This window comes from Vibrio algicola (assembly GCF_009601765.2).
GTDB classification, from domain to species: Bacteria; Pseudomonadota; Gammaproteobacteria; order Enterobacterales; family Vibrionaceae; genus Vibrio; species Vibrio algicola.
Genome location: NZ_CP045699.1, coordinates 1,733,690 through 1,746,571, shown reverse-complemented (window position 1 = coordinate 1,746,571; position 12,882 = coordinate 1,733,690). Strand labels below are relative to the sequence as shown.

The following is a 12,882-nucleotide window of genomic DNA, read 5'->3' as shown; positions in this document are numbered from 1 at the left end:
TTTGCTCTTCGGAGCTCGAGTGAAGCGTCCTCGGAACTAAGCTTTACTACTTATCACTCCGCTCAAAGCCAGTATCTTCAGCAGTTGGCGATTCGGCGGCGGCACGCGCAATATCATCACAGATTTCATTTTCTCGATGACCTGCATGGCCTTTGACCCATTTCCACTCAACCTCATGGCGGGCGGTTTCAGCATCTAATGCTTTCCATAAATCGACATTTTTAACCGGTTTTTTGGCCGCGGTTTGCCAGTTTCTTTTTTTCCAGCCGTGGATCCACTCAGTAATGCCTTTACGCACATATTGACTGTCGGTGGTAAGCGTTACTTTGCAGGGCTCTTTGAGTGATTTTAACGCTACCACCGCCGCCATCATTTCCATGCGGTTATTGGTGGTCAGTTGAAAACCTTCAGATAAATATTTTTCTTGTTCTTTATAGCGCAGCACAATGCCATAACCGCCAGGGCCGGGGTTGCCTAAACAAGAACCATCAGTGAAAATCTCAACGTATTTCGTTATCATTTGCTATAGTGACCTTAATTTTTATCTGGGGCTTAAAACCCTCATAGTCTGACACAGAGTTTATTATGAATACCAGTACCAATTCATCTCATGACCGCATCATTGTTCTGGATACCGAAACCACGGGTATGAACCGCGAAGGTGGGCCGGTTTATATAGGCCATCGGATCATTGAAATTGGTGCGGTTGAAATTATTGATCGTAAACTGACGGGTCGTCATTTCCATTGCTACATTAAACCGGATCGTCAAAGTGATCCTGAAGCCATTGGGGTGCATGGTATCACCGATGAATTCTTGGTCGATAAACCACAATATAAAGCGATCCATCAAGAATTTATTGAGTTTATCCGTGGCGCTGAATTAGTTGCTCACAATGCGCCCTTTGATACCGGATTTATGGATTATGAATTCAAACTCAATGGCAGCAATGAGAAAACCGCAGAATTGTGCAAGGTTACCGATACCTTGGCAATGGCGAAAAAAATCTTCCCTGGAAAACGAAATAATCTCGACATTTTATGTGATCGTTACGGTATCGATAACTCGCATCGTACTTTGCACGGCGCGTTACTCGATGCCGAAATTCTAGCCGACGTTTATTTACTGATGACCGGCGGACAAACCAGCATGCAATTTAATGCGGGTCAGTCTAAAGACGGCGGGGTGGGTGAAACCATTCGCCGTGTATCGGCCGATCGCGTTTTGCGAGTATTAAAAGCCAGTGAAGAAGAGCAACAACAACATGAAGAACGTTTAGACTTGGTAGCCAAAAAAGGCGCTTGTTTATGGCGTGAAACGGTTGTTAACGATTAATCCAATTAAAGCTATTAATCCCCAAAAAATAACCCCAAAAAGGTAATGCCACAATGAACCCAATTATTGCAATGTTAAAAGAAAACAATATCCAAGATGCGCAAATTCGTGAATTGTTTGAAATCATGACTCAAAACCCAATGGCGGCAATGGCAACCATTAGTCAATTGGGTTTACCGCAAGATCAACTGCAAATGTTAATGGCGCAAGTCATGCAAAACCCTGCCTTGCTGAAAGAAGCGGTGAATGAGCTAGGTTTAGATTTTTCAAAAGTGGAAGCGGCGAAAGATCAATTGCAAAAGTAATATCAATTCCATTTAATATTTGATCAATTTGAATACGCCGAAAGACGCAGCTCTGTCCTTGGTCGCTTGAGAAAAGACCATCTATGGCCTTTGATACTTTTATTTGACCTCAATTTTGAACCATCATTAAATTTATGGAATTGGTATCATCCTGAAACTTGATACTAAAAAGCACGAAACCACATCAAGGGGTTCGTGCTTTTGTTTTTCTAGTTTCTAGCTTCTAGCTTCTAGCTTCTAGCTTCTAGCTTCTAGCTTATGTCACTATTTCTAAGCCACTTGACTCAATGGCTTACTCGGCTTTTTTACTATTAACTCACTTGGATCAAAATCATCCACGTTGATGGTTTCTAAACGTACTGTCTCGGCATCGCGTAGTACTTGTGCTTCTTGCTCGCTGATCCAGCCGTTGTCTAAACCTAGTTGCGCCACTTTATCCAATTGGGTAAATGGGCGACGTTTTTCGGCTTTTTTACAAATAGCATCGAAAATAGGCTCGGCCTTTAGAATGGTTTCTAATGCAAATTCAATTTTTCCTACTGGGTTATGCTCACTTGGTTCAAGATACTGATTACGTCCGATACGAGAACGAGTGGCCGATGGCGTTTGTAGAATTTGCGCCACTTGGTTATCTAGTGCATCACTTGGCGCACGGCGCACGGTTCCTAGTGGCAAAATAAGCACGCGTAATAAAGTTGCCGCACTGCGCGATGGGAAGTTACGCAATAGTTCGGTTATTGCCTCTTCGGCTTGGCGCAAACTGTCTTGTACACTCCAATGCACCAGGGGTAAATCGGATTCTTGATAACCTTCCATTTCAAAACGTTTTAGAGTGGCTGAGCTTAAGTACAATTGGCTTAATACATCCCCTAAACGCGCCGATAAACGCTCTTTACGTTTCAGTGATCCGCCCAGTACTGCCATCGATACATCCGATAGCAACGCCATATTGGCACTGTAACGGTTAAGTTTTTGGTAATAACCTTTGATTTGGTCGTGCACTACGCCGTTAAAATTAGGATCGTTTGGCACTGGCGAGTCTGAGCCGCGACCATCGGTAATACCCAACCATAAACTGCGAACGGCGTTACTCATACTAAAGCCGATATGACCAAATAATGCGCTATCAAAACGGGCGAGAGCATTGCGTTCAGTTGAGTGTGCGGCATCCATTTCTGCCAGTACATAAGGGTGGCAGCGGATCGCGCCTTGTCCGTAAATGATCATTGAACGGGTTAAAATGTTCGCGCCTTCCACCGTTACCGCGATTGGCGAACCTTGGTAACCACGCGCTAAGAAGTTGGCAGGGCCTAAGCACACACCTTTACCGCCGGCGATATCCATAGCATCAATTAAGCAGCGTTGGCCGCGATGGGTACAGTGGTATTTCACAATTGCAGAGATAACCGATGGCTTCTCGCCTAAATCAATTCCTGCAACGGTTAATTGGCTCGCAGCATCCATCATATAAGCATTACCCGCCAGACGTGCTAGTGGCTCTTCAATGCCTTCCATGTGTCCGATCGGTTGTTTAAATTGACGGCGAATTCGAGCGTAAGCCCCGGTTGCCAATGCGGCGCTTTTAGTACCACCGGTTGAGTTGGAAGGTAAGGTGATACCACGACCCACTGATAAACATTCCACTAGCATGCGCCATCCTTGACCTGCCATATCTGGGCCACCGATGATGAAATCTAAAGGCACAAAAATATTGTCGCCTTGCGTGGGACCATTTTGAAAAGGAACGTTCAGTGGGAAGTGGCGTCGACCTATTTTTACGCCTTCCATATCGGTTGGAATCAGGGCGCAAGTGATACCAATATCTTTCTTGGTTTCGCCTGCTTCATCTTTAAGCCCCAATAAACCATCTGGATCTTGTAATTTAAACGCCAAACCTAATACCGTCGCCACTGGAGCAAGGGTAATGTAGCGTTTATTCCAAGTCAGGTTCATGCCTAACACTTCTTGGCCTTGCCATTGACCTTTACATACAATGCCGTAATCGGGAATGGCGCCTGCATCAGAGCCAGCTTCTGGGCTTGTTAATGCAAAACAAGGAATTTCTTTGCCTTCTGCTAGGCGAGGTAAGTAGTGATCTTGTTGCTCGGTAGTGCCGTAATGTTGAAGTAACTCGCCAGGGCCTAAAGAGTTCGGTACGCCAACGGTCGAGGAGAGTACCCCTGAAACGCCGGTCAGTTTTTGTAGCACAATCGATTGAGCGTAAGCGGAGAATTCTAAGCCGCCGTATTTTTTCTTAATGATCATGGCAAAGAATTTATGATCTTTGAGGTACTGCCATACTTCTGGTGGTAAGTCCGCCAGTTCATGGGTGACTTCATAATCGTTGGTCATGCGGCACACTTCATTGACTGGGCCATCAATAAAGGCTTGTTCTTCAGCGCTTAATTGCGGCGCTTGAATATCGGTCAGCTTGCTCCAATCAGGCTTGCCTTTAAATAGCTCGGCTTCCCACCATACGGTACCTGCATCAATTGCTTCTTTTTCGGTTTGCGACATCGCCGGTAGAATTTTCCGGAAAACTTGTAATGTCGGTTGGCTAAACAAGCGGCGACGTACGGCTGGGATGGCAATGAGCCCGCAGCCAATAAGGTATAAAACAAACAACACTGGGGTGGTCCCCGTCAGCAGTGTTGCGGCTGCAAAAATAATCCCTACCACAGCCAAAGTGACACGTTGTGAACGGCGGTGATAGAGACAAATACCAAGCGCTACAAAGGCAAGGATAAGCGTGAATAAGATGGTCATCGTTATATTCCTTATTATGATGTCGCAGACCATTTTTAGACTGAATGATAAAAGTGGTCGTACCAGATAGATCCATTGTAATGGAGTTGTTGATAAAATGTAAAATAGCAATGTATCTGAAAAGTGATCTCAAGCAGAAAAATTTTTATTTAGCGCTGAAAATCTTCTTGAAACAAAAATAGCGGACTTTTGGTCGACAGGCTTTCAGCTTTATAGGTACACTCTAATAATAGTAAGAAATAACAATAAAATGAGCCTGTATCTAAAGTGACTGGGTATAAAGGCTGAACTCTATCCTCTTTGCCTAAAAGAGAGCATTCAACAAGAGAGAAATATATGTATCAAGATTTGATCCGAAGTGAATTAGCGGAAGCGGCTGACGTACTCAATGCTTTTTTAAGCGATGACAAAAACCTACAACAAATTGAGGCGGCAGCAAAAATGATTGCCGATTCCTTTAAGCAAGGTGGCAAAGTGTTATCGTGTGGTAACGGTGGTTCACACTGCGATGCAATGCATTTTGCCGAAGAGCTCACCGGTCGCTATCGTGAAAACCGCCCAGGTTATCCTGGTATCGCTATTTCAGATCCAAGTCATCTGTCTTGTGTTAGTAACGACTTTGGTTATGACCATGTATTCTCTCGTTATTTAGAAGCGGTCGGTTCGAAAGGCGATGTGGTATTTGGTTTGTCGACATCGGGTAATTCAGCCAACATCTTAAAGGCGATGGAAGCGGCTAAAGCCAAAGGCATGAAGTCGATTGCTTTAACGGGTAAAGACGGCGGCAAAATGGCGGGTGTTGCGGATATTGAAATTCGTGTACCGCATTTTGGTTACGCCGATCGGATCCAAGAAATCCATATTAAGATCATTCATATCGTGATCCAGTTGATTGAAAAAGAAATGGAACAAGCTTAAATCGCCAGTTTGAAAAGGTATTAAGTTTATGTACCCAAAATCAGACGGGTATAATAATAAAAGGGAATTTGGATGTGCGAACTACTTGGCATGAGTGCTAATGTACCAACGGATATTTGCTTTAGCTTTACCGGTTTGATCCAGCGCGGTGGAAAAACCGGTCCTCATAGTGATGGCTGGGGGATCACGTTTTATGAAGGCAAAGGCTGCCGAAACTTTAAAGATCCTAAGCCGAGTTGCCATTCAAAGATCGCAGAACTGGTGCAAAATTATCCGATTAAAAGTTGTGCAGTGATCAGCCATATTCGACAAGCTAATCGGGGTGAAGTGAATTTAGAAAACACCCATCCGTTTACCCGTGAATTATGGGGAAAAAACTGGACCTTTGCCCATAATGGTCAGTTGAGTGGTTATGATGATTTGCAAACCGGGCGACATCGTCCAATTGGTGAAACCGACAGTGAGCAATCTTTTTGTTGGCTATTAAAGCAACTGGAAGACAAATACCCTGAGCCGCCTCATGCCAGACAAATGCCACAAGTGTTTCAATTTATCGCCGCGTGTTGCGATGAGCTTAAGCAATTAGGCGTGTTTAATATGCTGCTGAGCGATGGTGAGTTTGTGATGATGTATTGCACCAATAATCTGCATTGGATCACTCGCCGCGCGCCTTTTGGTAAAGCCTCATTAATTGATGAAGAAGTCACCATCGATTTTCAGCAAGAAACCACCCCCAATGATGTGGTGTCGGTGATCGCCACTCAGCCATTAACCGATAACGAACGGTGGCACAAAATGAAACCAAGTGAATACGGTGTCTTCCAATTCGGTGAGCTGATTTTAGATAACAGCTTAGATTTGATTGATCAGCCGTTTGCACCCAAAGCGTCCCCTTGTGGTGATTAGGTCGCACTCTGGTTTCAGCCTTGGGATCGGATAACTCAAAAATAATAAAAGCTCGATCATGATGTGATCGAGCTTTTGTATTTTTGGGCGTAATAAATGGCTTACAGATTCGAATCACACCAATGGCAATCATTTTATGATGGATCAATATTGGATACAGAGAACAGTGTCAAAGGCCATGGATGGCCTTTTTCAAACGTCCAAGGATGGGACAGCGTCTTTTCGGCGTATTCAAATTGATCCATTTTTAAGTGGGGGATTTTAATCTTCGGCGTAGCCATGTAATCCAAGCACCTTACCATCTAGATATGCTTGCCCGCCTTGCATTTTTAAACGCTCCTCGACAAACCATTTGGTCACCAGTGGGTAAATATGATGCTCTTGAACTAATACACGGTCGGCAAGATCATCGGCGGTATCATCTTCAAATACCGGTACTTTGGCTTGCAGAACAACAGGCCCGCCGTCTAATTCTTCGGTTACAAAATGTACGCTAGTACCGTGTTCACTATCACCGGCGTCAATGGCGCGCTGGTGAGTATGAAGCCCCGAGTATTTTGGTAGCAAAGAAGGGTGGATATTGAGCATTTTGCCTAAGTAGTGGGTCACAAAATCACGGCTGAGAATGCGCATGTAACCGGCAAGAATAATCACATCCGGCTGATAAGCATCGATTTGTTTCATTAACTCGGCATCAAATGCTTGGCGATCGGATTTGCCATCGGCTTTTAAAAAGGGCTGAGCGGAAACAAAATGGCCATCAATACCATGTTTTTTAGCGCGCTCAAGACCATAGGCATCTTGTTTATTAGAAAATACCGCGCACACATTCGCTTGGATTGAACCGGATTCACATCCATCGATGATGGCTTGTAAATTACTGCCTGAACCTGAGATAACAACAACAATCTTTTTCATGAGATAACCTTGCAGATAAAATTAGGCCCTTAGACTTTATCAGTTAATAACCGAAAAGCTAAGGGCCTAATCTCGTCATATTTGAATAACCAAAGCGACTATTACCAAAAAACGACGATTAGTTAATAACGACTTGCTCTTCACCAGCTTCAGCCGTAGCCACTGCGCCGATAACCCAAGCGTTTTCACCTTCAGCGTTGAGTAAATCAACGGCTGCTTGTGCTTGGTCTTGCGGTAATGCCACGATAAGGCCGACACCACAGTTAAAGGTACGGTACATTTCAAAGGTATCAACGTTACCTTTTTGCTGTAACCAAGAGAAGATAGCCGGCCATTGCCAACTGTTTCCATCGATCACCGCTTTAGTGCCTTCAGGTAATACGCGTGGGATATTTTCCCAGAAACCACCACCTGTAATGTGTGAGATAGCATGAATGTCATGCTCTGCAATCATTTTAAGGGCGGATTTGATGTAAATTTTAGTTGGTTCAATTAAGTGCTCGCCAATAGTGCGGCCATTTAAGTCTTCGGCTAAATCAGCTTGAGAAACTTCAAGAATTTTGCGAACTAACGAGTAACCATTTGAGTGTGGGCCACTCGACCCTACTGCGATTAATGCATCACCTGGTGCGACTTTAGTGCCATCGATAACGTCCGCTTTTTCAACTACGCCAACACAAAAGCCTGCGACGTCATAATCTTCGCCTTCATACATGCCTGGCATTTCAGCGGTTTCACCACCGATTAATGCACAACCTGCTTGAATACAACCTTCGCCAATACCAGTAACCACTTCGGCCGCAGTATCAATATCTAGCTTGCCAGTGGCGTAGTAATCGAGGAAAAAGAGGGGTTCTGCACCTTGTACGATCAGGTCGTTGACACACATGGCCACTAAATCGATGCCAATGGTGTCATGTTTTTTCATATCCAGTGCTAAGCGTAGTTTTGTGCCTACACCATCAGTACCCGATACTAGAAGAGGTTGTTTGTATTTGGTTGGCAGTTCGCATAACGCACCAAAACCACCGATGCCACCCATTACTTCAGGGCGACGAGTACGTTTCACTACACCTTTAATTTTATCGACTAATGCGTTACCTGCATCAATATCAACACCAGCGTCTTTGTAGCTTAGAGATGAATTGTTACCACTCACAGAGAAATCCTCGCCTTTAATTAGGTTGTCTTTAAAATATAGGTTTTAAAATATTTCGTTTCAGGTGAAAAACGGGGCTATTCTAACAGGGGATGAAGTGAAAAGGAAAACGTTTGCGTCAGTTTTTTTTATGGCCTTTTTTTACCGAATAAATAGAGATAGAACAATGCAATTTGACCGCTTTGCAGTATAATCAACGCGTTTGTAAAAATTTAAGCATGGAGTTGGACATGAAAGTTGTAGAAGTAATGCACCCACTGGTGAAACATAAACTTGGTTTGATGCGTGAAAATGACATTAGCACTAAACGTTTCCGTGAATTGGCAACAGAAGTGGGCAGCTTGTTAACTTACGAAGCAACCGCTGATTTTGAAACTGAAAAAGTGACGATTGAAGGCTGGAATGGCCCAGTAGAAATCGATCAGATTAAAGGCAAAAAAGTAACGGTTGTACCTATTCTGCGTGCTGGTTTAGGCATGATGGATGGTGTATTAGAACACATGCCAAGTGCGCGTATTTCGGTTGTCGGTGTTTACCGCGATGAAGAAACTCTTGAGCCAATCCCATACTTCAACAAGTTAACCTCTAGCATTGATGAGCGTATTGCTTTAGTGGTTGATCCTATGCTGGCAACTGGCGGCTCTATGATCGCAACTATCGACTTATTGAAAGAACATGGTTGTCAGAGCATTAAAGTATTGGTTTTGGTGGCAGCGCCAGAAGGTCTGGAAGCATTAGAAAAAGCGCACCCAGATATCGAACTTTATACGGCCGCGATTGATGAGAAATTGAATGACAAAGGCTACATCGTTCCTGGTTTGGGCGATGCTGGTGATAAAATTTTCGGTACTCAATAATCTGAAAATTATTTCTGCTCAATAGCTTATTGAAGCGCTTCTAAATAGAGGCGCTTTTTTATGTTTGAATTTATGTCTTTCACTGCGGTCTAACTAAAATTAAAGTAGAATATAAAGCGACTCAGCACTATCGGTTGTATTTAATTCTTTTTTCTCATTAATGATGATGGGCTTATCCTGTCTCATTATGATCTTTGACAGGTTTATTATGCGTTACATACTCACATCTTTTCTATGCTTACTGGCGTTTAGCTCAGCAGCGTATGCTAAAACGAAAGTCGATATTTATCATGTCGAAGTACCCATGACGGATGTGAAAAATGCCAAAACAGTGGCATGGGCGCAAGGATTAAAGCAGGTATTAATTAAAGCTTCAGGCGATACTAAGATTATTAATAATGCGGTAGTAAAAAAAGCACTCACCGATCCTTCCGATTACCTTGCTCAATTTGAATCGGGCAGTATGGATGACACTCCAAGCATGGTGATGGATTTTAGCCCCGAGCCAGTGCAATCATTATTGTCTCAAGCGCATGCTATTTTTTGGCCCCAGTTACGTAATAATGTTTTAGTGTGGGTGATTGAAGATCAAAACTTTGAGCGTCAAATTGGGTGGGAACAGTCTGGCCTTGATAGTATCGCGCCTTTGCAAGCCTCAAGCTTAAAAGCCGGTTTACCTATCACGCTGCCTTTAGGTGATATGGATGATATGACCCATATTACTGCGCCCGAGCTATGGGGCAGTTTTGATCAACCGTTAGCCAAAGCTAGCCAACGTTATCCAGTGGATGGGGTATTGGTACTTAAAGTGACCCGAATGGGTGATGGCGCTCAGGTTGATTGGGCTTTGCATGATATTGCACCCAATAAAATTGCGACTACACAACGTGAACCTGTCACCGGCTCAACCGAAGGGTCCCTTCAAGACAGTATCAATAATGCGATTGTGCAAGTGAGTGCTTATTATGCCAAACAAAATAAAGTGGCGGTAAACCAAGCATCGGATGATTCATTACTTGGCCATTTTAATGGTATTAATTCGGCTCAAAATTTCTTTACCTTAGAGCGTATGTTGAAAGGGTTAAGCAGTGTGGCGGCTGTGCAAGTTCACCAGATCCAAGGCGATAATATTGTGTTTAAAATTGATTTATTGTCGGATGTTGAAGAGTTTAAAAAAGAAGCGGTAAATAAACAGCAATTGACTCAAATCCAAGCCCCTGTCGCTTCAGATGAATTAACACAACAGGATGCTAGCCAAGAGTCAGTAACACAAGAGCAATCATCAGGAAACGAAGCGGCAGTTGCTGATGGAGTCAGCGCAGATGCAACAGCAATAAATGCGAAGCAAACAACGCCTGCCAAAGAGCCTTCATCACAGCCAACGCAAGATGATAATCAGTTGTGGTTTGATATAAAAGAGTAATCGCTTGAAGTGATAGTTCAACAAAAGGGAGCCTTAATATGGCTCCCTTTTGGGTTTAAATCTGGTGCTGTTTTTCTAGTTGTTGTGCTTTTTCTGCCGCAGGACGTTGATGTAAAGCGGCCAGATATTGTTGTAATACCGGGTAGTTGGTAAGTTGCTCAAGTTTATAAGCGGTTTCAATAATGAAAGACAATAAGATATCGGCGGCGGTAAATTGATCACCCACAAGCCAAGTGTTGTTGTCTAAATGATCGTTTAAATAACCAAGAATTAAATGCAATTCTTTTAGGCTGTAACCACTCAAGAACGGCGGTTTACTCCCGTCAATTTGAACCAAGTAATGCATTAATAGAGGCAATGCAGCAGAGCTTTCAGCAAAGTGCAACCACTGTAAGTAATGGGCATATTCTGGAGTGTTTTTAGCTGGAACTAACAAATTTGCGGCGTATTTTTCTGCCAAGTATTCAGTAATTGCGCCCGATTCAGCTAATACTAAATCATCTTCTTGAATAACTGGAGACTTACCGAGTGGATGGATCTGTTTAAGTTCAACTGGAGCTAAGTGGGTTTGTGGATCACGTTGATAGGCTTTAATTTCATAAGGAACTTGTAGCTCCTCTAATAACCAAATGATACGTTTTGAGCGAGATTGAGCTAAATGATGCAGGGTGATCATAGTGATATCCTTGTCGAATGTGAGGTGTTTCTCTGTGGCTCTGCGTATAAAAAGACTCTCTTATGGTGCTAGGGGATGTATTGGCAGTGGACTGTCGTTACATGCACCATAAGAGAGAAATCAAGATTTAGATGCTAATCAGAACCTTGATATTTTTTATCGTTAGATTAGGGGCTGTTGATCTTTCGTGATTAAATTTTGTTCGAGATAAAAGCCTTTTAATCGAGGAAAGTCGATTGAAGCCTAATTATTCTAAGTAAATGAGACTTAACGAAGAGTAAAAGGCTTTTAGCCGAACCCTTCGGGCTGCGTTTGTTGGTCTTTCCTACTTCGTCATCGGCTTTTCGTGTAGCCAGCTACACCACAAAGCCTCTTCCTTGTATAAAAATCCAACAATTCGCAGCAAAAAAAAACACGAAAGATCAACTGCCCCTAATTGCTTAAGCGTAATATTGGCTTATAGCGCAGTTTGATAAATTTGACGTGAACGCTCTAAATCGATAGAACCATTCTCGCCAAGTTTAGTCATGCCGTGTGCTTCTAAGCTTGCCATTGCGGTATCAATATCCGCTTGAGTTAGGTCAATTTCACTTAATGATACTGGCGTGTTCATATCAATGAAGAACTGCTTGGTTCTTGTAATGATTGCATCGATACGCGCGTCATCAGATCCTTCAGTAATGTTCCATACACGTTCACCATATTGCAGTAATTTCGCTTTTTTCTCTGCGCGACATACTTGCATAATGGCAGGAAGTATAATGGTTAAGCTACGACCATGATCCACACCAAAGTTACCGGTTAGCTCGTGACCAATCATGTGGGTAGCCCAATCTTGAGGAACACCAACACCAATTAAACCACTTAGCGCTTGAGTCGCCGCCCACATCACGTTAGTACGTGCTTCGATGTCTTGTAGATCGGTCATTAATTTAGGACCTTCTTCGACCAATGTCAGCAAAATACCTTCCGCAAAACGGTCTTGGATTTTTGCGTTTGCAGGGTAAGTTAGATATTGCTCCATTACGTGGATAAAGGCATCCACTACTCCGTTTGAGGTTTGACGCTCAGAAAGGCTAAGCGTCGTTTGAGGATCAAGAACCGCAAACTGAGGTCGCACAGAAGGGTGCATAAATGCTAATTTTTCTTTACCGCGAGTAACCACAGCGCCGATATTGGTTTCAGAACCGGTTGCTGGTAGCGTCATGATGCAACCTAATGGCAATGCTGATTCAATCTTGCCTTGTTTGGCTAAGATATCCCACTCTTCTTCGCCTTGGTAGCTGACTGCTGCGGCAATAAATTTAGTGCCATCAACTACTGAACCACCACCAACCGCAAGTAGGTAGTCAAAACCTTCCGCGCGGATACGCTCAACCGCTTTCATTAGTGTGTCGTATTGTGGGTTTGGCTCAATACCAGAAAATTCATCCCAGTTATGTTCGCTAAGCGCCGCAACGACTTGATCGTAAACACCGTTACCTTTGATAGAACCGCCACCGTAAGTCACTAAGATTTTTTTATCTTTTGGAATGCTGTTAGCGATCGCGGCGATTTGACCTTGGCCAAAATGAATTTCTGTGGTGTTTTGGTAACTAAAGTTGTTCATGTATTGCTCC

The 12,882-nt window shown here is 43.4% G+C and carries 12 protein-coding genes; 6 read left to right on the top strand and 6 right to left on the bottom strand.

What is annotated here, in order from left to right; all coding sequences use genetic code 11:
• Positions 1-46 precede the first annotated feature (46 nt).
• Entirely contained in the window at positions 47-517 is a 471-nt protein-coding gene (gene rnhA, locus GFB47_RS08020) for a ribonuclease HI (protein WP_153448188.1), read from the bottom strand.
• A gap of 68 nt (positions 518-585) precedes the next feature.
• Between rnhA and dnaQ the strand changes: the two genes are divergently transcribed.
• Together dnaQ and GFB47_RS08010 are read left to right on the top strand one after the other, a co-directional pair.
• Positions 586-1,335 (top strand): DNA polymerase III subunit epsilon, encoded by a 750-nt coding sequence (gene dnaQ / locus GFB47_RS08015; RefSeq protein ID WP_153447516.1) that lies wholly within the window; start codon positions 586-588, stop codon positions 1,333-1,335.
• A gap of 53 nt (positions 1,336-1,388) precedes the next feature.
• The gene (locus tag GFB47_RS08010) at positions 1,389-1,640 is read left to right on the top strand and encodes a DUF2999 family protein (RefSeq protein WP_153447515.1); all 252 of its coding nucleotides are present in this window, start codon (positions 1,389-1,391) and stop codon (positions 1,638-1,640) included.
• A 270-nt stretch (positions 1,641-1,910) separates the two neighbouring features.
• Here GFB47_RS08010 and fadE read toward each other — a convergent pair whose 3' ends face one another.
• On the bottom strand, positions 1,911-4,406 hold the full coding sequence (gene fadE, locus GFB47_RS08005; RefSeq protein WP_153447514.1) for an acyl-CoA dehydrogenase FadE: 2,496 nt from the start codon (positions 4,404-4,406) through the stop codon (positions 1,911-1,913).
• A gap of 336 nt (positions 4,407-4,742) precedes the next feature.
• Here fadE and lpcA point away from each other — a divergent pair, with 336 nt between their 5' ends.
• Both lpcA and GFB47_RS07995 read left to right on the top strand, forming a co-directional pair.
• Positions 4,743-5,324 carry a D-sedoheptulose 7-phosphate isomerase gene (gene lpcA, locus GFB47_RS08000; RefSeq protein ID WP_153447513.1) on the top strand — a complete coding sequence of 194 codons (582 nt, stop codon included), beginning with the start codon at positions 4,743-4,745 and terminating at the stop codon, positions 5,322-5,324.
• Positions 5,325-5,396: 72 nt separating this feature from the next.
• Positions 5,397-6,230, top strand: a complete 834-nt coding sequence (locus tag GFB47_RS07995) for a class II glutamine amidotransferase (RefSeq protein WP_153447512.1) — start codon at positions 5,397-5,399, stop codon at positions 6,228-6,230.
• A 261-nt stretch (positions 6,231-6,491) separates the two neighbouring features.
• Here the strand turns inward: GFB47_RS07995 and purN are convergent, their stop codons facing one another.
• Complete coding sequence (gene purN / locus GFB47_RS07990) at positions 6,492-7,148, bottom strand: phosphoribosylglycinamide formyltransferase (RefSeq protein ID WP_153447511.1); 657 nt, start codon at positions 7,146-7,148, stop codon at positions 6,492-6,494.
• A gap of 118 nt (positions 7,149-7,266) precedes the next feature.
• Positions 7,267-8,307 (bottom strand): phosphoribosylformylglycinamidine cyclo-ligase, encoded by a 1,041-nt coding sequence (gene purM, locus GFB47_RS07985; protein WP_153447510.1) that lies wholly within the window; start codon positions 8,305-8,307, stop codon positions 7,267-7,269.
• Positions 8,308-8,537: 230 nt separating this feature from the next.
• Between purM and upp the strand changes: the two genes are divergently transcribed.
• Complete coding sequence (upp, locus tag GFB47_RS07980) at positions 8,538-9,164, top strand: uracil phosphoribosyltransferase (protein WP_153447509.1); 627 nt, start codon at positions 8,538-8,540, stop codon at positions 9,162-9,164.
• Positions 9,165-9,372: 208 nt separating this feature from the next.
• Positions 9,373-10,587 (top strand): DUF2066 domain-containing protein, encoded by a 1,215-nt coding sequence (locus GFB47_RS07975; RefSeq protein ID WP_178306464.1) that lies wholly within the window; start codon positions 9,373-9,375, stop codon positions 10,585-10,587.
• A 55-nt stretch (positions 10,588-10,642) separates the two neighbouring features.
• Here the strand turns inward: GFB47_RS07975 and GFB47_RS07970 are convergent, their stop codons facing one another.
• Together GFB47_RS07970 and GFB47_RS07965 are read right to left on the bottom strand one after the other, a co-directional pair.
• Positions 10,643-11,263 carry a glutathione S-transferase family protein gene (locus tag GFB47_RS07970; protein ID WP_153447507.1) on the bottom strand — a complete coding sequence of 207 codons (621 nt, stop codon included), beginning with the start codon at positions 11,261-11,263 and terminating at the stop codon, positions 10,643-10,645.
• A gap of 457 nt (positions 11,264-11,720) precedes the next feature.
• Positions 11,721-12,872, bottom strand: a complete 1,152-nt coding sequence (locus GFB47_RS07965) for an iron-containing alcohol dehydrogenase (RefSeq protein WP_153447506.1) — start codon at positions 12,870-12,872, stop codon at positions 11,721-11,723.
• Between the last annotated feature and the right edge of the window lie 10 nt (positions 12,873-12,882).